The organism is Marinobacterium rhizophilum, assembly GCF_024397915.1.
GTDB classification, from domain to species: Bacteria; Pseudomonadota; Gammaproteobacteria; order Pseudomonadales; family Balneatricaceae; genus Marinobacterium_A; species Marinobacterium_A rhizophilum_A.
Genome location: NZ_CP073347.1, coordinates 2,635,659 through 2,653,827, shown reverse-complemented (window position 1 = coordinate 2,653,827; position 18,169 = coordinate 2,635,659). Strand labels below are relative to the sequence as shown.

General features: G+C 62.1%; 18 protein-coding genes. All 18 read left to right on the top strand.

Annotation, left to right across the window (positions count from 1 at the left end; all coding sequences use genetic code 11):
* The first annotated feature begins 12 nt into the window (after positions 1-12).
* The 18 genes from KDW95_RS12020 to flhA all read left to right on the top strand — a co-directional run bounded on the left by KDW95_RS12020 (position 13) and on the right by flhA (position 18,143).
* Positions 13-1,845: a DUF294 nucleotidyltransferase-like domain-containing protein gene (locus tag KDW95_RS12020; RefSeq protein ID WP_255852043.1), complete on the top strand. Its 1,833-nt coding sequence runs from the start codon at positions 13-15 to the stop codon at positions 1,843-1,845.
* On the top strand, positions 1,845-2,474 hold the full coding sequence (locus KDW95_RS12015) for a 3'-5' exonuclease (RefSeq protein ID WP_255852041.1): 630 nt from the start codon (positions 1,845-1,847) through the stop codon (positions 2,472-2,474). The genes KDW95_RS12020 and KDW95_RS12015 overlap by 1 nt, the downstream gene beginning before the upstream one ends.
* Before the next feature lie 224 nt (positions 2,475-2,698).
* Positions 2,699-3,046, top strand: a complete 348-nt coding sequence (fliE, locus tag KDW95_RS12010) for a flagellar hook-basal body complex protein FliE (RefSeq protein WP_255852040.1) — start codon at positions 2,699-2,701, stop codon at positions 3,044-3,046.
* Positions 3,047-3,083: 37 nt separating this feature from the next.
* Positions 3,084-4,766, top strand: a complete 1,683-nt coding sequence (fliF, locus tag KDW95_RS12005) for a flagellar basal-body MS-ring/collar protein FliF (protein WP_255852039.1) — start codon at positions 3,084-3,086, stop codon at positions 4,764-4,766.
* A complete protein-coding gene (gene fliG, locus KDW95_RS12000) occupies positions 4,759-5,778 on the top strand; it encodes a flagellar motor switch protein FliG (RefSeq protein WP_255852038.1) in 1,020 nt (339 codons plus the stop codon). Before fliF ends, fliG begins: the two co-directional genes overlap by 8 nt.
* A gap of 7 nt (positions 5,779-5,785) precedes the next feature.
* A complete protein-coding gene (locus KDW95_RS11995) occupies positions 5,786-6,538 on the top strand; it encodes a flagellar assembly protein FliH (protein ID WP_255852037.1) in 753 nt (250 codons plus the stop codon).
* Between the two features lie 15 nt (positions 6,539-6,553).
* A complete protein-coding gene (gene fliI, locus KDW95_RS11990) occupies positions 6,554-7,939 on the top strand; it encodes a flagellar protein export ATPase FliI (RefSeq protein WP_255852036.1) in 1,386 nt (461 codons plus the stop codon).
* The gene (gene fliJ, locus KDW95_RS11985; RefSeq protein WP_255852035.1) at positions 7,936-8,379 is read left to right on the top strand and encodes a flagellar export protein FliJ; all 444 of its coding nucleotides are present in this window, start codon (positions 7,936-7,938) and stop codon (positions 8,377-8,379) included. The genes fliI and fliJ overlap by 4 nt, the downstream gene beginning before the upstream one ends.
* 169 nt (positions 8,380-8,548) lie before the next feature.
* Positions 8,549-10,183 (top strand): flagellar hook-length control protein FliK, encoded by a 1,635-nt coding sequence (locus KDW95_RS11980; protein WP_255852034.1) that lies wholly within the window; start codon positions 8,549-8,551, stop codon positions 10,181-10,183.
* A 112-nt stretch (positions 10,184-10,295) separates the two neighbouring features.
* Positions 10,296-10,823, top strand: a complete 528-nt coding sequence (locus KDW95_RS11975) for a flagellar basal body-associated FliL family protein (RefSeq protein ID WP_255852031.1) — start codon at positions 10,296-10,298, stop codon at positions 10,821-10,823.
* Between the two features lie 17 nt (positions 10,824-10,840).
* Positions 10,841-11,821 (top strand): flagellar motor switch protein FliM, encoded by a 981-nt coding sequence (gene fliM / locus KDW95_RS11970; protein WP_255852030.1) that lies wholly within the window; start codon positions 10,841-10,843, stop codon positions 11,819-11,821.
* 53 nt (positions 11,822-11,874) lie between these two features.
* Positions 11,875-12,276, top strand: a complete 402-nt coding sequence (gene fliN / locus KDW95_RS11965; protein WP_255852029.1) for a flagellar motor switch protein FliN — start codon at positions 11,875-11,877, stop codon at positions 12,274-12,276.
* A gap of 3 nt (positions 12,277-12,279) precedes the next feature.
* Positions 12,280-12,786, top strand: coding sequence for a flagellar biosynthetic protein FliO (gene fliO, locus KDW95_RS11960; protein WP_255852028.1), 507 nt, complete (start codon positions 12,280-12,282; stop codon positions 12,784-12,786).
* 17 nt (positions 12,787-12,803) lie between these two features.
* The gene (gene fliP, locus KDW95_RS11955; RefSeq protein WP_255856506.1) at positions 12,804-13,538 is read left to right on the top strand and encodes a flagellar type III secretion system pore protein FliP; all 735 of its coding nucleotides are present in this window, start codon (positions 12,804-12,806) and stop codon (positions 13,536-13,538) included.
* Positions 13,539-13,590: 52 nt separating this feature from the next.
* Positions 13,591-13,866 (top strand): flagellar biosynthesis protein FliQ, encoded by a 276-nt coding sequence (fliQ, locus tag KDW95_RS11950; RefSeq protein ID WP_020681749.1) that lies wholly within the window; start codon positions 13,591-13,593, stop codon positions 13,864-13,866.
* A gap of 27 nt (positions 13,867-13,893) precedes the next feature.
* Positions 13,894-14,676, top strand: a complete 783-nt coding sequence (fliR, locus tag KDW95_RS11945; protein WP_255852027.1) for a flagellar biosynthetic protein FliR — start codon at positions 13,894-13,896, stop codon at positions 14,674-14,676.
* A gap of 57 nt (positions 14,677-14,733) precedes the next feature.
* Positions 14,734-15,873, top strand: a complete 1,140-nt coding sequence (gene flhB / locus KDW95_RS11940) for a flagellar biosynthesis protein FlhB (protein ID WP_255852026.1) — start codon at positions 14,734-14,736, stop codon at positions 15,871-15,873.
* A gap of 185 nt (positions 15,874-16,058) precedes the next feature.
* A complete protein-coding gene (gene flhA, locus KDW95_RS11935) occupies positions 16,059-18,143 on the top strand; it encodes a flagellar biosynthesis protein FlhA (protein ID WP_255856505.1) in 2,085 nt (694 codons plus the stop codon).
* Positions 18,144-18,169 lie beyond the last annotated feature (26 nt).

The following is an 18,169-nucleotide window of genomic DNA, read 5'->3' as shown; positions in this document are numbered from 1 at the left end:
ACGGGAGCATTCATGTCCTCGACATTCGATACCAGCCATCTGCCCTTCAGCCTGCTCGACGAGGCCGAACAGGCGCTGCTGCAGCGCAGCCTGGATATTGCCTATTACCAGCAGGGGGAAGTCATCGTCACGGCCGGCGCCCAGTCCGAGGGGGTTTATATCATCCTCAAGGGCCGGGTCAGCGAGAGTGAAGAGCGCAGCAACGACGGCACCGCTCTGGCCGAACAGGTGTTTGTGCACTACCAGGCCGATGACTACTTCGGCGGCTGGTCCGCCATTCGTGGCAGGGCGATTCACAACTTTGTCGCGGAGGAGGAAACCATCTGCCACATCCTGCCGACACGGGTCCTGCTGGAACTGATGTCCGGCAACTCGCTGTTCGCGGACTACTTTGCGCAGAACCTGGCGGTCAAGTCCGAGATCGTGGCACAGCAGGACCAGGACCAGGACATGGCCGAGTTCATGCTGGCCAAGGTCGGCAGCGGTCTTATGCAGACACCACTGGTGGTCGACGAAGGCACCAGCATCCGCGAGGCCACGGTGCTGATGCGTACCCACAAGGCGGACTCCGTGCTGGTGCGAAAGGGCAGCCGCTACGGCATGATCACCAAGACGGACCTGCTGGAGGCGCTGGTTATCGGCGAGCTGGAGCAGAGCGCGGACCTGGTGCAGATCGCCAGCTTCAGGCTGGTGACGGTGAGCCCCGATGACTACCTGTTCAATGCCCTGGTGCTGATGACCCAGCAGCATATCGAGCGCGTTGTGGTGATGCAGCAGCAGGAGCTGGTGGGTATCGTTGCCCTGACCGATATTCTTAGCTACTTCTCCAGCCACTCCCACGTGATCGGGCTGCGCATCGAACGCGCCCAGAGCGAAGTTGAGCTGCAGGACGCGGCGCAGCGCCTCAACAGCCTGATCAAGTCGCTGGTATCCCACGGTGTAAAGGTGCGCTTTGCCATGGACCTGCTGGCGGCCATGAACGGCCGCATCATGGCCAAGTTGTTCGACCTGATGATACCGTCGAACATGCAGCCCCATGTGTGCCTGGTGGTGATGGGCTCCGAGGGGCGGGGGGAGCAGATTCTAAAGACCGATCAGGACAACGCCGTCATCTACCGCGACGGCCTGAGCTGGCCCGCCATGCAGGTGACACTGCAGCGCTTCAGTGACCGCCTGGTCGAGTTCGGTTTCCCGCCCTGTCCCGGCAATATTATGGTATCCAACCCCCAGTGGGTGAACTCCCTGGGGGACTGGACGCAAAACCTGAGCGACTGGGCCGGGACCTGCGATGGCGAGGCACTGATGAACCTTGCCATCGCGGTGGACGCCAAGCCGGTCGCGGGCAACCCTGCGCTGTTCAAGGCCGGGCGTAACTGGTTTTTGCGCCACCTGCGCAACAATGACCTGTTCTTTTCCCACTTTACCCGCGCCGCGCTGGAGTTCGACACGCCGCTGACCTTCTTTGGCAACCTGCAGGACAAGGCGCAGCTGGACATCAAGAAGGGCGGTATCTTTCCCGTGGTACACGGCATTCGCGCCATGGCGCTGGAATATCGGGTGCTGGCCACCAATACTTTCAGCCGGATAGAGGCGCTGGTGGAGCTGGGACAGTTGCAGGCCGAACAGGGCGCGGAGCTGGGAGAAGCCCTGGCGCTCTTTGTGCAGTTGCGCCTGCGTCAGCAGATGCGGCGGCTCGAGGCCAGCGCCGATGGTCAGGATCCTACGCCCAACCTGATCGAGCTGGCACTGCTGAACAAGATGGAACGGGACCTGTTGCGCGATGGGTTGCACATCGTCAAAAGCTTCAAGAAACATCTGGCATTGCGTTATCGCCTGGAGGTCTGATGCTCTTTCCCAGAACCCTGCGTCGCTTCAAGGATCGGCTCGATCACCGCCATGGCGAGCACGGCCCCCTGTTCGTGCCCTACCGGGGCGACGAGGTTGTATCGCTGGACTGTGAAACCACCAGCCTCAATGTGGCCGAGGCGGAAATTCTGTCCATCGCCGCGGTACGGATACGGGGTACCCGGGTGCTCACCAGCGAGCGGCTTGATATCCGCCTCAAGCCACCGGCGAGCCTGGATGCCGACTCGATCAAGATTCACAAGCTGCGGGCGGCGGACCTGGCGGACGGGATCGATATCGACGAAGCGTTGCGCCTCGTGCTGGAGTTTGTCGGCAACCGGCCGATTCTGGGCTACTACGTCAGTTTCGATGTGCGCATGCTCGACAAGTATCTGCGCCCGCGTTATGGATTTGGCCTGCCCAACAAGACGATCGAACTGTCCCATGTCTATCACGACATCATCAAGTGGAAGTCTATCGGCGGCACTGTGGATCTGCGCTTTGATACCATCGCTTCCCGGCTGGATGTTCCCATTATCGAACGGCATACTGCGCTCGGCGATGCCATTACCGTGGCCTTGATGTATGTGCGCCTGAAATACGGCGAAGCCCCCAGCGCCGGACACTGAGGTTGTTGCAGGGCTTCAGGCCGGCCTTGAGGGGCGGGCTGCTGTCGTGCTGTCAATTTTAAATCACCAGGCTGGCTTGGTAATTGCATTCCTCTCGATTGGTAACTAACTTATTGACGTTCTGGTGACAGCATTTTGTCGTATTTAACCTCTGGCTGGCTTGCTGTGGTGTTAAAGCGACATATAATGTCAAAATGCTGCCAGGTTGGTCGGGGGAGACAGCAATGGTTGAACGCGCCGATATCAATAGCGTACTGATGCAGATGCGTGCACTGCAGGCTCAGGCACAGCAGGGTGTATCGCCGATTCAGGCTCCGGGTGTACAGCAGGGGCCGCAAGGCGTGGACCGTACCGGTTTCGGTGAACTGTTGAAGAATGCCGTGGACAAGGTGAACGATCTGCAGGGAGATGCCAAAAAATTGGCGGTATCCTACGAGCAGGGTGACCCAACCGTTGACCTTCCCCAGGTCATGATCAGCATGGAAAAGGCCTCGGTCTCCTTCGAGGCCATGACCCAGGTGCGCAACCGACTGGTTTCGGCCTATGAAGACATTATGAAGATGCCGATGTAATACGGGATCCAACAGGAATCAGGGCGGCTTCACTTGAATGGATAATACCCCGGCGCAACTCGAAGGCGGCAAGCGTGGCCTGATGGCCGGCTTTAGCAGCCTCAGCATACTTCGGCAGATCGGCCTGATGGTGGGCCTGGCTGCCAGTGTTGCGATCGGCTTTGCGGTGGTGCTCTGGTCGCAGCAGCCCGATTACCGCGTGCTCTTTTCCAACCTGTCTTTTGCCGACGCCAACCAGGTGATCGAGCAGCTGAGACTCTATAACACGCCTTACAAGTTCGATGCCGACGGCCGCGCCATCCTGGTGCCGCAGGAACATGTGCACCAGGCGCGCCTGAAGCTGGCGGCCGAAGGCTTTACCGCCGACAAGAGTGTGGGCTTTGAGTTGCTGGATCAGGAGCAGACCCTGGGTACCAGCCAGTTCATGGAAAATGCCCGTTACCGTCGCGGGCTGGAAGGCGAGCTGTCGCGCACCATCGCCAGCCTGGTTGCCATTCGCAGCGCCCGGGTACATCTGGCGATTCCAAAAAGCACCGTATTTATCCGTGATGAGCGCAAGCCCAGTGCCTCGGTCTTTGTCGAGCTGTTTGCCGGCCGCCGCATCGAGCCTGCACAGGTGAGCGCCATCGCCAGCCTGGTTGCCTCATCGGTGCCGGAACTGGATGTGCGTGACGTGACAGTGGTGGACCAGAAGGGGCGCCTGCTCAATACCCGCGACGTGGATGAAGACGTGGTACTCGCCGGCAAGCAGCTGGAGTACACCCACAAGATCGAGGAAACCCTGCTCAATCGCGTCAACAGCATCCTGCAGCCGGTGGTGGGGCTGGGCAACTACCGTGCCGAGGTATCGGCGGATATCGACTTCAATGCGGTGGAGCAGACCAGCGAGCTGTTCAATCCGGACCTGCCGTCACTGCGTAGCGAGCAGACCGTTGAGGAAAGCCGTGCCGGTTCCCAGGCCGCCGGCGGTGTGCCGGGGGCGCTGTCGAACCAGCCGCCGGGTCCGAGCACCGTGCCTGAGGTGGCCAATGGCGTACTCGGCTCAACAGCGGGCGGAGCGCTGTCCGGCAGCAGTCGCCAACAGGCGGTGCGCAACTACGAACTGGATCGCTCGATCAGCTATACCCGCCAGCAGATGGGCCGCGTGCGCCGCCTGACCGTGGCGGTGGTGGTGGATGATGTGCCGTCGGTACGGGGCGAGGACGGCGGCGGACAGCGTCAGCCCTGGTCCCAGAACGAGCTCGACCGGCTGCGAATCCTGGTGCAGGACGCGGTCGGTTTTTCTCCCCAGCGTGGCGACAGTGTCAACGTGATCAACTCGCCGTTCGCGGCCACCGAGCCCTTCGTCGAGGCGGCTGATATCCCGCTGTGGCAGCAGGACTGGCTGTGGGATATCGTCAAGCAGGTACTGGCGGCGTTCTTCGTGCTGCTGCTGGTGTTTGGCGTGCTGCGCCCGATCCTGAAGAACCTGGCGGTGCCCGCCGGTGAGGACGGCAAGCCGCGCCTGGGTGGCGGTGGCGATGTGGCCGCCGAGCTTGAAGGGCTTGAAAGTTCCGATGTGGCGGATGATCGCGTGACCTTTGGCAGTTCGGAAGAAAATTTCTTGCCGACCCCCAATGAAAGCTTCGAATATCAGATCAATACCATTCGTAGTATGGTGGCCGAGGATCCTGAGCGAGTGGCACAGGCGGTACGGCAATGGGTAGCGGAACATGAGTGATGAAGCCGGGAGCGGCGCCCTGGATGATATTGAAAAGGCGGCGATACTGCTGATCAGCCTGGGTGAGGCCGATGCGGCCGAGGTGCTCAAGCACCTGGGACCCAAGGAAGTGCAGCGTATCGGCTACGCCATGACGCGGCTGAACAATGTGCCGCAGTCGCAGGTTGAGGCGGTGGTGTCCGATTTCATGCATGTGGTGAGCGATCAGACCGGCATCGGCATTAACAATGACCGCTATATCCGCGCCATGCTGAACCAGGCGCTGGGCGAGGAGAAGGCCAAGACCCTGATCGATCGCATTCTGATGAGCACCAATACCTCGGGGCTCGATACCCTGCGCTGGATGGAGGCACGCCAGATCGCCGAGACCATCCGTTTCGAACATCCGCAGATCCAGGCGGTGGTGATCGCCTACCTCGATCCGGATCAGGCGGCCCATGTGCTGACCTATTTCGACGACCGGGTACGGCTCGATATCCTGATGCGGGTTTCTGCGCTGGACCAGATTCAGCCCCAGGCGATGCAGGAGCTGAACGACATGTTCGAGGCCCAGCTCACGGGGCGGGGCTCGGGCAGCAGCCAGACATCGCCGCTGGGCGGCGTCAAGGCCACCGCCAGCATCATGAACTTTATCGACAGCACTGTGGAAGCCGAAGTGATGGATGGCATTCGCGAGGCCGATGAAAGCCTGGCGGCGCAGATCGCCGACCTGATGTTCGTGTTCGACAACCTGCAGGACCTGGACGACAAGGGCGTACAGGTGCTGTTGCGCGAGGTGTCCACCGACCAGTTGGTGGTGGCACTCAAGGGCGCGGATACTGCGCTGCAGGAAAAGATCTTCAAGAACATGTCCAAGCGTGCCGCGGAGCTGCTGCGTGACGATCTGGAGGCCAAGGGGCCGGTCCGGGTCAGCGAAGTGGAAGCGGCGCAGAAGGAAATCCTCACTGTGGCGCGTCGCCTGGCCGATGAAGGCGAGATCATGCTCGCCGGTGGCGGCGAGCAGCTGATCTGAGGTCGCCATGAGCCCATCTGACAAGAAACCGACACGTATCCCTGCCGCCGATGTGGGCCTGGTGTTGCCCTGGCAGTTGCCCCGGGTGCAGGGTGAGCACCTGGTGGCGCTGGTGCAGCGACAGGACTCGGCGGTTGAGGAACAGCTGGAGCCCGAGGAGCAGCTGTTCGGGGGCGCCAAACTGACGCTGGCGGAGCTGGAGCGCATTACCGAAGAGGCGCGCCAGGAAGGGCTGGAGGAAGGTCACCGCGAGGGACTTGCCAAGGGGCTGGAAGAAGGCCAGCGCAAGGGCTATTCCGAGGGGCTTGCGCAGGGCAAGCTCGAAATAGACCGCTCGCTCGGGCGCCTTTCGCAGATGCTGGATGAGCTGGAAGCACCGCTGGCTCAGCAGAGCGAGGCACTGGAGCTATGTATCCTGAACCTGGTGACCTCGCTGGCCCGGGCCGTGACCGGCCACGAACTCAGCAGCCAGCCGCAGCTGATGCTGCAGGCGGTGCAGGAGGCGCTGGCGCAACTGCCCAGCGAAGGTGGCGCCGTGCGTATTCATGTGAACCCGGAAGACGAAGTGCTGTTGCAGCCGCTGGCCCAGGCGCGGGAGCACTGCGAGCTGGTAGCGGATGCCGCCATCAGTCCCGGTGGCTGTCTGGTCAAGACTGCCAATTGCCAGGTCGACAGCCGCGTCGAGACGCGCTTTCGCCAGGCGGCCGATCAGCTGCTTTCCCGTCTGGCCGACAGCCGGCCGGAGACTCCCCCGCAATGACGGAAATTTGACGCCATGTCCCGCCTGCTGCAGCGCCTGCAACATCACCAGGAATTCAGCTACAGCGCTGTCCGTCCGCTGGTGGAGGGCCGCATTACCCGCCTGATCGGTCTGACGCTCGAAGCGGTGGGGCTGCAGGTCGCCATTGGCGACAACTGCGAGATCCAGGTGCGCCCGGGTGTGCGCGTCGAGGCCGAGGTGGTGGGTTTTTCGGGGGATCGCATCTACCTGATGCCACTGGACAGTATCGACGGCCTGCAGCCGGGCGCGCGCATTACCCCGCTCGGCGGCGCCGGCCAGGTGGATGTGGGGCCAGGGCTGCTGGGCCGGGTGCTCAATGGCGTCGGCAAGCCGCTGGATGGCAAGGGCCCGATTGACGCGGCCGAACGGGTGTCCCTGGGCGGGGATGTGATCAACCCGCTGAACCGCCATCCCATCGAACAGACGCTGGACGTGGGCATTCGAGCCATCAATTCCCTGCTGACCGTCGGGCGTGGTCAGCGCCTGGGCCTGTTTGCCGGCAGCGGCGTGGGCAAGTCGGTGTTGCTGGGCATGATGACCCGCTATACCGAGGCCGACATCATTGTCGTGGGCCTGATCGGCGAGCGTGGCCGCGAGGTCAAGGAGTTCATCGAGCACAACCTCGGCGCGGCCGGCCTGGCACGCTCGGTGGTGGTGGCCTCTCCGGCCGACGACTCCCCCCTTATGCGGCTGCGGGCGGCACAGCTGGCGACCCGCATCGCCGAGTATTTCCGTGCCCAGGGGCGCAACGTGTTGCTGCTGATGGATTCCCTGACCCGCTATGCCCAGGCGCAGCGTGAAATCGCCCTGGCGGTGGGGGAGCCGCCGGCCACCAAGGGTTATCCGCCCTCGGTGTTTGCCAAGCTGCCGCGCCTGGTGGAGCGGGCCGGTAACGGCGCGACGGGCGGAGGCTCTATCACGGCCTTCTATACGGTGCTGACCGAGGGGGACGATCAGCAGGATCCTGTTGCCGATGCGGCAAGGGCCATTCTGGATGGCCATGTGGTGCTGTCGCGCCGCCTGGCCGAGCAGGGGCACTATCCCGCCATCGATGTCGAGGCATCCATCAGCCGGGCAATGCCCGCGATCGTTGGCGAGGCTCACCTGGCGCTGGCCATGCGCTTCAAGCAGTTGATGTCGCGCTATCAGCAGAACGAGGATCTGATTACGGTCGGCGCCTATAGCAAGGGCAGTGACCCCGATACGGACTTTGCCATCGAGCGCATGCCGGTACTGCGCAGCTTTTTGCAGCAGAGCCTGAGTGAGGCCAAGCCGATGGCGCAGTGCATCCAGGAGCTGTCGATGGTGCTGTCACCGCCACCCAAGCCCGCCATCGGTAATCCTGCTGCGGTAGCGCCTGTTGCCGGTGTACGGCGATGAAAAAACGCTCCCAGCGCATGGCCTTGCTGCAGGACCTGGCCCAGCGCAAGAAGCGCGAGGCTGATCAGTTTCTGGCCGACAGCCAGGCCCGCGTAACCCAGGGCGAGGCGACGCTTAAACAGCTGGAGCAGTTTCTGGTTGAGTACCAGCAGCAATTTCAGCAGCAGGGGCAGGGGGGCATGGCCGTCGGCCAGATGCTGGCGTCGCGGGCCTTTATCGAGAAAATAGAAAGCAGTATTCGTCAGCATCGCGAAACGATGAAAACCCATGCCGAGCAGCTCAGGCAGGTCGAGCAATACTGGCGCCAGGTATACGGCCACCAGTGTGCCATGAAAAACCTGACCGAACGGGCGCTCGGCCAGGAGCGTAGCGAGGCGGAAAAACAGCTGCAAAAGGAGCTAGACGAGCGCTCGCAGCGGCTGCGACCGCCCTTTATCTGAACGGCCTTTGCCTTACTGGCCTGCAACCTGCATGGGTTGTTGCAGTTGCTATCACGCTGGAGCTGCCATGGTCGCCCCCTTAATATCTGTCCCTCCTGTCGGTCTCTCTGCCAGGCCTGTTGTAGCGCCCGCGGGCTCTGCTGCCGGCCAGGCGCCATCGACGGCGGCGGTGGCTTTTTCCGATGTGCTGGCCGGTGAGGCTGGCGGCGAAACTTTGCCGCAGGGTCCGGCACCCTTGCCGCCTGGGCCGGGAAACGGCAAGGGCCTGCCCGAGGCCGGCATGAAGCCTGCGCCGCTTGCAGGCCCGGAGGGCGTCACTGATACAGCGGTCGATAGCGAGGGATCTGCACTGGAAGGCAGTGTCCCGGTATTGCAGAATACGGCCGACACCCAGGCGGCACCAGCCGATACCGAGTCCCGGGTCGGGGCGATAAACGACGCTGCGACAGCGCCGGTGCCGGGCTTTCCTGCGGCCTCGGCTCGGGCTCAGGCCCGTGCCGCCGAGGAGAGTGCAGTCGTCAGCGGGTTGCCTGCGCAGGCCACGGGCGCCGGGCGCCGGCAGGCTGTCGAGGGAGAAGTGTCGACAGGGCGCGGGCCGCTTGCAGGGGCTGCGCAGGCCGACCTGGAGGCGAACCTGGATGCGGATCTGGGCGGTCAGCGGGCGGCAATGCCACCTTCGCAGCTTCAGTCGCCCGCAGAACCCCGGGTGGTACCTGGCAGCCAGACCGATGCCAGCAAGGTGCCGAGCCCTGGCGTAGCAACGGCTGACACAGGGGCCGCAGTGCCTTCCTCGCAGGTCCGGCTGCCGGCAGAGCCCCGGGCTATACCGGGCAGCCAGGCTGATGCCGGCAAGATGCCGAGCCCTGGCGTGACAACGGCTGACGCTGAATTACCAGCGCAGGCGCCGCCGCCTGCCATGGGCATTCAGGCACTGATGACGGCGATTCAGCATGATGCCGGGCAACCACTGCCGGCGGCCGTACGCCAGGCGCTGGAAGCGCAGCAGCGCAGGCTGGATGCCGCAGCGCTGCCGCAGGTGGCGGCCACGCGACCCGCCCTGGGCTCCGAAGCCGGGGCGGCAAATTTGGCAGCCGCTACAGCGGCTGTGCAGCAACTGCCGGGTGTCGAACTGAGCCCTGGAGCTGCTTCGGGGCTGTCCCGGGAAATACCCGCTGAGCTGGCCGCCGAGCAAGCCAGGGTGCGAGTGAATACCGCAGAAGCGCTGGCCCGCCTGGCCAGCAGCGCTGAAACCGCTGTGGATCCGGGTGATGATAGTGTGCTACAGGCCGCGGTCTTGCGTACGGGGTCTGAGGGGCTGCGTGCTGGCCCTGGGCTGGGGCAGTTGCCGGCCATGCCGCCGGGGCTTTCCCCGGGGGCAGCAGGGGTGTCACCGGCTCTCTCCCAGGGCAATGCCGCCTGGGGGCAGGCGATATCCGACCGAGTTCTGCTGATGACGGCGGGTAACCTGCAGGTGGCCGAGATCCGGCTGGATCCACCGGAGTTGGGCACCCTGCATGTTCGGTTGCAGTTAAACCAGGACCAGGCCAGCCTGAGCTTTACCTCGCCCCATGCGCAGGTGCGTGATGCCCTGGAGCAGCAGATGCCGCGCCTGCGCGAGATGCTGGCGGAGCAGGGACTTAACCTGGAAAACAGTTCGGTGGCCGACGATTCCCGGCGGCGCGATCGCTCGGCGCCGGAGCCCGGCACTGATGCAGGCCTGATGGCGGAGGCGGACGATGATTTGGCGACGCCCGCGCCGTCGATGGTGTCCGTCAGCAACGCGCTGGTGGATGATTACGCCTGAAGCGCAGGCCCGGCAGAGTCTTTGATAGAGCCTTAAAATCAGTGTGTTATATTAGACACTGAAGGCGTTGGCAGGGCCTGGCACGGCGGAAGACGCAAAGACGGAGAGGCGCATGGCAGAGAACAAAGACGGAGTAGTCGAAACCGCGGGCAGAACTGCAAAGTCGGGACCTCTGATGATGGTCGCAGTGGTGCTGGTGGCCTTGCTGGTGGGCGGCGGCGGCGTGGCGGCGTTTTTCATGTTGACCGGGAGTGGTGACGCCCAGATTGAGGAAACGGCAGCGCCGGCGGTCAAGGCCAAGGCGCTCTACACCAAGATTCGCACCCTGGAAGGTCAGCCAATGTTTATTATTAATTTGGCCCCGCAATCAGAAGGGGAGCCGCGGCATATGCTTCAAATACATGTTGAAGCCAAGAGCCGTGATCGCGAAGTCGTTGATGTATTGACGCTGCATATGCCTCGGGTGGTTGCTAACTTGGGGGAGATTTTCCGTGCTAAGCATTTTGAGTCATTGAAAACTCATGATGGAAAGTTGCAGCTTCAGTCTGAGGCTCTCGAAGCGCTTCAGAATTTCATGCAGGAAAAAATAGGGCGCCCCGGCGTGGAAGCGCTCCTGTTTACCAGTTTTGTCATGCAGTAACGGAATAGGCGGCACCCATGTCGGTTAAGGATCTGCTGTCACAGGATGAGATCGATGCCCTGCTTCACGGCGTGGACGATGGCGACATCGGGACCGGCGATGAAGCGGAGGACTCCGAGTCCGGCGGTGTAAAACCCTACGACCTGGCGAGCCAGGAGCGGATCGTGCGCGGGCGCATGCCGGCGCTGGAGCTGATTAACGAGCGTTTTGCCCGTCATACCCGCCTGACCCTGTTCAATTTGTTGCGCCGCACCGTGGATGTGACGGTGGGGGCCGTGCAGGTCATGAAGTACGGCGACTATGTGCATACGCTGTATTTGCCCACCAGCATGAACCTGGTGAAGGCCCTGCCGCTCAAGGGCACGGCGCTCTTTATTCTCGACGCCAAGCTGGTGTTCAAGCTGGTCGATAATTTTTTCGGTGGTGATGGCCGCCAGGCCAAGATCGAGGGGCGTGACTTTACACCGACCGAAACCCGCCTGGTTCGCAAGGTGCTCGGCCAGCTGTTTGCCGACCTGCAAGAGGCCTGGCGTCCGCTAATGAACCTGCACTTCGAGCATGTCGGGCACGAAATGAACCCGGCCATGGCCAACGTGGTGAGTCCGACCGAGGTGGTGGTGGTGAGTACCTTCCAGGTCGACCTGGAAGGGGGTAGCGGCGAGTTGCAGGTCACCATGCCTTACGCGATGCTGGAGCCGATCCGTGATCTGCTGGTGTCCAGCTACCAGCCCGCCGAGCGTGAAGGTGATGCGCGCTGGATGCAGGCATTGCGCCGTGACATCATGTCGGCCGACGTGGATTTGAGCCTGCAGCTGGCGGAGCGCGACATGACATTGCGCGACGTCATGGCGCTGGAGGTGGGTGACGTGATTCCGGTGGATATTCCCGAAGAACTGATCCTGCATGCCGCCGGCGTACCCACTTTCAGCTGCCGTCTTGGGGTGTCCCGCTCCAATCTGGCGGTAAAAATTATCGATCAGGTCAAGACAACGGACTAGCCGCCAGCGCAACCGCGATACGGGTCTGGCCCCATCCTGGAGAATCTGTACAGATGAGTGATGAAAAGGAACCGGGCAGCGACCCGCAGGGCAAGGGTGACGAGTGGTCCCCCGCGATGGACGAACAGGCCGGCGGCGCCCAGACCCGGGCGGTAGAGCTCGATGAACTGAAGGACGAGTCGACACCGGTTGATGACCCCAAGCTGGACGTCATCCTGGACATTCCGGTGACCCTGTCGATGGAAGTGGGTAACACCGAAATTGCCATCCGCAATCTGCTGCAGCTGAGCCAGGGGTCGGTCATCGAGCTGGGACGCATGGCCGGTGAACCGCTGGATGTAAAGGTAAACGGTACCCTGATTGCCCACGGTGAAGTGGTGGTGGTGAACGAGCGTTACGGCATTCGCCTGACCGACGTGATCAGCCCGCAAGAACGCATCAAGAAGCTGCGCTGACCGATGCTGCGTTTGCTTACAGTCCTTTTGTACCTGCTGATGGTTCCCGCCGCGCAGGGCCAGGTCGCCTCCGCTGCACTGCCCACGGCGCTGTCCAGCGCCCAGGGGGCGCAGCAGCCCGATGCCGGGCTCGCCTCGCAACTGAGCCTGGCACCCAGCGCAGCGGTGCGTCCGGCGCTGCAGGACCCGGTATCCTTCGCCATGCTGGGCCAGTTGCTGATGGGGCTGGTGGTCGTGATCCTGGCGATACTGCTGGTGCTCTGGCTGGTGAAGCGCTTTACCGGCCTGGGTGTGCAGGGCCGGCACCTGAAGGTCGTGGCCGCATTATCCCTGGGGGCACGGGAAAAGGCCGTGCTGGTTGAGGTCGGTGGCAGGCAACTGCTGCTGGGGGTTGCGCCCGGGCGGGTCAGCCTGCTGGAGCGGTTCGAATCGCCGGTGGTGGAAACGGACCCCGGCGCAGGCTTTGGCGCACGCCTGCGCGAAGTGCTGGATCGCAAGGAGAGTCAATGACCCGGGTAACCCCATGGATGGCGCGGATCTGGCCGTTGTTGCTGCTGCTGGCCTTGCCGGCCAGTGCAGCGGATATCGGTATTCCAGCGGTGAATATCACCACGGCGGACGATGGCAGCAGCAGTTACAGCGTGACGATTCAGATCCTCGCGCTCATGACCATGCTGACCTTCCTGCCGGCACTGGTGATGATGATGACGGCCTTTACCCGCATCATCGTGGTGTTCGCCATTTTGCGCCAGGCGCTGGGATTGCAGCAGACACCATCGAACCAGGTGCTGATGGGGCTGGCGCTGTTCCTGACCCTGTTTATCATGACGCCGGTGATAGAGCGGGTGAATACCGCGGCGGTGCAGCCCTATTTGAATGAACAGCTGGCACCGCTGGAGGCCGTACAGGCCGCGGCGGCGCCCTTTCGGGATTTCATGACCATGCAAACCCGCGAAAGCGACCTGGAGCTCTTTATGCGGCTGTCGAAAACGCCGCGGGTCAGCTCGGTGGAGGAAATCCCCTTTACCGTGCTGGTACCGGCCTTTGTCACCAGCGAGCTGAAAACCGCCTTCCAGATCGGCTTCATGCTGTTCATTCCCTTTCTGGTGATCGACCTGGTGGTGGCCAGTGTCCTCATGGCCATGGGCATGATGATGCTGTCACCGGTGATCATTTCACTGCCGTTCAAGATCATGCTGTTCGTGCTGGTAGATGGCTGGGTTATGGTGGTGGGGACCCTGGCCACCAGCTTTGGGCTCTGACGGCGCTGATCGCGACTATCATTTTGGCTGACGGCAACAGCAGGAGAACGCCATGGCACCGCAACTGATGCTCGATCTCTTTGGCGAGGCGCTCTGGCTGGTGGTATTGCTGGTGACGGTCATTATTCTGCCGAGCCTGATGGTCGGGCTGGTGGTCTCCATGTTCCAGGCCGCGACCCAGATCAACGAGCAGACGCTGAGCTTTCTGCCGCGTCTCATTATTACCCTCGGAATGGTGATGTGGGCCGGCCCCTGGATCGTCACCAGGCTGCTGGATCATTTTCGCCTGATCTTTGATGCCATTCCCCAGATGATTCAGGTCGGATAGCCGCGTGCCAGGTTCGGAGCGCCGCTGATGTTCGAGATTGGACTGCTGCAGATCGAACAATGGGTCGCGGATTTTCTCTGGCCGCTGTTTCGTATTGCCGCCTTCTTTATGGCCATACCGATGATCGGCAGTGGCCTGGTGCCGGCCCGCATTCGCCTGGGGCTTGCCCTGGGCGTGACGGTGCTGCTGTTGCCGGTGCTGCCGCCGATGCCCTCCTTTGTCGCCTTTTCCGTTGAAAGTTACCTGGTGACTGCCCAGCAGATCCTGATCGGCGCGGCCATGGGCTTCATGGTGCAGCTGTTGCTGCAGGTATTCGTGGTGGGCGGACAGTTGATATCGACCCAGATGGGTCTGGGTTTTGCCTCTGTCTCGGACCCGGTGAACGGCGTTTCGGTGGTGGTGCTCAGCCAGTTTTACCTGCAGCTGGTGATGTTGCTGTTTCTGGCGATGAACGGCCACCTGGTAATGATCGATGCGCTGGCGCAGAGCTTTGAGCGCATTCCGGTCGGCCTGTCGGGTTTGGGGGCTGATATTTTCTCCGAGATTGTCACGACCGGCGGCTGGATGTTTGCCGCCGCTCTGCTGATGGCGTTGCCGCCGGTAACGGCCCTGCTGATTATCAACTTCTCCTTCGGCATTATCACCAAGGCCGCTCCGCAGCTGAATATTTTTGCCATTGGCTTCCCCTTCACCATGCTGATGGGCCTGCTGATCGCCTGGGTTAGCCTGGGTGGCTTTCTGGGACAGTATCAGCGCATCGCCGAGTACGCGCTGGACCGGATCAGCTCGACTTTCCTGGGAGGTGGCTGAGCATGAGCGGGATGAGTACTGTCAGGAGGGCCGTACCGGCGGCAGTGGGGGGGATTCATGGCTGAAGAAACCGGTCAGGAGAAGACAGAAGATCCCACCCCCAAGCGAATCCGGGAAGCGCGGGAGAAGGGGGACGTTCCCCGTTCCAAGGAGCTGGGGGCCACGGTGCTGTTGCTGGCGGCGGCGGCCAGTGCGCTGGTTTTTGGCGACAGCGTGGCCGGCAGTATGCGCGACATGATGGGGGGGAATCTTTCGCTGGAGCGCGATGCGCTGTTCGATTCGTCCATGATGCTGGCGTACCTGGCGCGCTCCATGTTCGACGCCCTGCTGGCGCTGGTCGGTTTTTTCGCGCTGGTGCTGCTGGCAGCCATCGTCGGCCCCATCGCCCTGGGCGGCTGGAATTTCAGCGGTCAGTCGGTAGCGCCCAAGGCGAGCCGGATCAACCCGCTATCGGGTCTCAAGCGCATGTTTTCCCTCAAGGCGCTGGTGGAGCTGGTCAAGGCGCTGGCCAAGTTCCTGCTGGTGGCTTCCGTTGCGGTGCTGGTACTCAAGGTCATGCAGCCCAGGCTGATGGGGCTGGGGGCCCAGGATGTGGTGCCGGCCATCAGCGAGGCGGTGAGCATCGTTATCTGGACCTTCCTGCTGATCAGCGCCAGCCTGATTCTGATTTCACTGCTCGATGTGCCCTTTCAGCTATATGACTACAACAAGAAAATGAAAATGACGCTGCAGGAAGTGAAAGACGAAATGAAGAACACCGAGGGCAAGCCCGAAGTGAAGGGGCGTATTCGCCAGCTGCAGCGCGAGATTGCCCAGCGCCAGATGATGAGCAAGATTCCGGACGCCGATGTGGTGATTACCAACCCGACCCATTACGCCGTGGCGCTGAAATACGACCCCGAGTCCGGCCAGGCACCGCTGGTGCTGGCCAAGGGCGTGGATTTTGTTGCGCTCAAGATTCGCGAGCTGGCGGTGGAGCATGAGGTTCCCATGCTGTCGGCGCCGCCGTTGGCCCGCGCCCTGTACCAGCATACGGAGCTGGATCAGGAAATTCCCGCCGGCCTGTTCAAGGCCGTAGCCCAGGTACTGGCTTATGTGTACCAGCTGCGCAGCTATCGCCGGCACGAAACGGCGAAGCCCACCCAGGTGCGGGATGACGATCTGGATATCCCGGATGACCTGCGCTTTGATGGTTAATATGCCGGTTGTCAGTTAATTGGCTAGTTTATTGCATCACCTCATTTGGTTGGAAATACAGGCGTCAATATTTTGAGTTTTGTTTCCATTGAGTCTGAATACAGCGACATTGCACCGGTAACGGCAGGCGTGTGACTGAATATTGACGGGTAAGTCGATTGGAACGAACGGTTTTCAGCAATGGCATGCGCAGTCTCGGCCAGGGCAACCTGGGGGTGCCGCTGTTGCTGCTGGTGGTTATCGGCATGGTTACGCTGCCGGTTCCCCCCTTCCTGCTGGACGTGTTCTTTACGTTCAATATCGCGCTGTCGCTGGTGGTGTTGCTGGTCTGTGTCTACGCGCTGCGGCCGCTGGAATTTACCGTCTTTCCCACCATCCTGCTGGTGGCGACCCTGCTGCGACTGGCCCTGAACGTGGCGTCCACCCGGGTGGTGCTGCTGTACGGTCATGAGGGGGGCGACGCGGCCGGCAAGGTGATCGAAGCCTTCGGTCAGGTGGTGATTGGCGGCAACTATGTGGTCGGTATCGTGGTGTTCCTGATCCTGGTCATCATCAACTTCGTGGTGGTCACCAAGGGTGCAGGCCGTATCTCTGAAGTAAGTGCTCGCTTTACGCTGGACGCCATGCCAGGCAAGCAGATGGCGGTGGATGCCGATCTGAATTCGGGCCTGATTACCCAGGAGGAGGCCAAGCAGCGCCGGCTGGAAGTCACCCAGGAAGCTGACTTCTACGGTTCCATGGACGGTGCCTCCAAGTTTGTCCGCGGCGATGCCGTGGCCGGTATCCTGATACTGGTGATCAACCTGGTGGGGGGGCTGTCGATCGGCATGCTGCAGCACGGGCTGAGCTTCGACCTGGCGATTCAGTACTACTCGATGCTGACGATCGGCGATGGCCTGGTGGCGCAGATTCCTTCCCTGCTGCTGTCCACCGCCGCGGCGATTACGGTGACGCGGCAGAATTCATCCCAGGACATGGGCAACCAGATTCTGCAGCAGATGTTCTCGGCGCCTCGGGCGCTGATCGTGGCGGCCTGCCTGCTGGGGGTGATCGGCATCGTGCCCGGCATGCCACATGTCGCTTTTTTGACGCTTGCCGCTGCGGCCGGGGCAATTGCCTGGCTGATCCTGCGTCGCCAGGCCCGGGAGGCCGAGGCCGCGAAGTCGGACAAGCAGGAGCTGGCCCGTACCCAGTCGGTGGTGCCTTCGGATGAGCAGAAGGAACTCGACTGGGATGACGTGATGCCGGTGGACATGATCGGCCTGGAAGTGGGCTACCGGCTGATTCCCATGGTCGACAAGCTGCAGGGTGGGCAACTGCTCGGGCGCATCAAGGGTATCCGGCGCAAGCTGTCGCAGGATCTGGGTTTCCTGGTGCCCTCGGTGCATATCCGTGACAACCTGGATCTGGTACCCGGCGGCTACCGCATATTGCTGATGGGTGTCATTGTCGGTGAAGCCGAGGTCTATCCCGACCGGGAGCTGGCGATTAACCCGGGCCAGGTGTTCGGTACCCTCAAGGGCGTGGCGGTCACGGACCCGGCGTTCGGGCTGGAGGCGGTCTGGATCGAAACCGGGCAGAAGGAGCAGGCGCAGTCGCTGGGCTACACGGTGGTGGATGCCAGCACGGTGGTGGCGACACATCTGAACCAGCTGCTGCAGAACCATGCCCATGAGCTGCTGGGGCACGAGGAAGTGCAGCAGCTGCTGGATATGCTGGGCAAGCACTCGCCCAAGCTGGTGGACGAGCTGGTGCCGGCGAAGCTGTCGATCAGCGCGCTGCTGAAGGTGCTGCAGAACCTGCTGATGGAGCAGGTGCCGCTGAAGGACTTTCGCAGTATTGCCGAGGCGCTGGCCGAGGCGGTTGGCCGCAGCCAGGATCCCATGGCGCTGACCGCCGCGGTGCGGGTATCGCTGTCACGGCTGATCGTGCAGGAAATCAACGGTTATGCCGACGAAGTACCGGTGATTACGCTCGATCCCAAGCTTGAACAGATGCTGCTCAACTCGGTGCAGAACCAGAACGGCGCAGAAGGGCTGGTACTGGAGCCTGGCATGGCCGAGCGCTTGCAGCAGTCGCTGGCGACGACGGCGCAGAACCAGGAGATGGCCGGCAAACCCTCGATATTGCTGGTGGCGGCGCCGGTGCGGCCGCTCATGGCGAAGTTCGTGCGCTATGGCAATCACCGGATTCATGTACTCTCCTACCAGGAGATACCGGAAAACAAGAAAGTCACCATAGTGGCGACCGTGGGCGGACAGGGCGGGTAAACCCTGCATGGGAGCGGTCAGCCTTT

Bases quoted from the DNA above. Each gene is read 5' to 3' on its own strand.
- KDW95_RS12020 (WP_255852043.1), top strand. From the start codon at position 13: ATGTCCTCGACATTCGATACCAGCCATCTGCCCTTCAGCCTGCTCGAC.
- KDW95_RS12015 (WP_255852041.1), top strand. From the start codon at position 1,845: ATGCTCTTTCCCAGAACCCTGCGTCGCTTCAAGGATCGGCTCGATCAC.
- fliE (WP_255852040.1), top strand. From the start codon at position 2,699: ATGGTTGAACGCGCCGATATCAATAGCGTACTGATGCAGATGCGTGCA.
- fliF (WP_255852039.1), top strand. From the start codon at position 3,084: ATGGATAATACCCCGGCGCAACTCGAAGGCGGCAAGCGTGGCCTGATG.
- fliG (WP_255852038.1), top strand. From the start codon at position 4,759: ATGAGTGATGAAGCCGGGAGCGGCGCCCTGGATGATATTGAAAAGGCG.
- KDW95_RS11995 (WP_255852037.1), top strand. From the start codon at position 5,786: ATGAGCCCATCTGACAAGAAACCGACACGTATCCCTGCCGCCGATGTG.
- fliI (WP_255852036.1), top strand. From the start codon at position 6,554: ATGTCCCGCCTGCTGCAGCGCCTGCAACATCACCAGGAATTCAGCTAC.
- fliJ (WP_255852035.1), top strand. From the start codon at position 7,936: ATGAAAAAACGCTCCCAGCGCATGGCCTTGCTGCAGGACCTGGCCCAG.
- KDW95_RS11975 (WP_255852031.1), top strand. From the start codon at position 10,296: ATGGCAGAGAACAAAGACGGAGTAGTCGAAACCGCGGGCAGAACTGCA.
- fliM (WP_255852030.1), top strand. From the start codon at position 10,841: ATGTCGGTTAAGGATCTGCTGTCACAGGATGAGATCGATGCCCTGCTT.
- fliN (WP_255852029.1), top strand. From the start codon at position 11,875: ATGAGTGATGAAAAGGAACCGGGCAGCGACCCGCAGGGCAAGGGTGAC.
- fliO (WP_255852028.1), top strand. From the start codon at position 12,280: ATGCTGCGTTTGCTTACAGTCCTTTTGTACCTGCTGATGGTTCCCGCC.
- fliP (WP_255856506.1), top strand. From the start codon at position 12,804: ATGGCGCGGATCTGGCCGTTGTTGCTGCTGCTGGCCTTGCCGGCCAGT.
- fliQ (WP_020681749.1), top strand. From the start codon at position 13,591: ATGGCACCGCAACTGATGCTCGATCTCTTTGGCGAGGCGCTCTGGCTG.
- fliR (WP_255852027.1), top strand. From the start codon at position 13,894: ATGTTCGAGATTGGACTGCTGCAGATCGAACAATGGGTCGCGGATTTT.
- flhB (WP_255852026.1), top strand. From the start codon at position 14,734: ATGGCTGAAGAAACCGGTCAGGAGAAGACAGAAGATCCCACCCCCAAG.
- flhA (WP_255856505.1), top strand. From the start codon at position 16,059: ATGCGCAGTCTCGGCCAGGGCAACCTGGGGGTGCCGCTGTTGCTGCTG.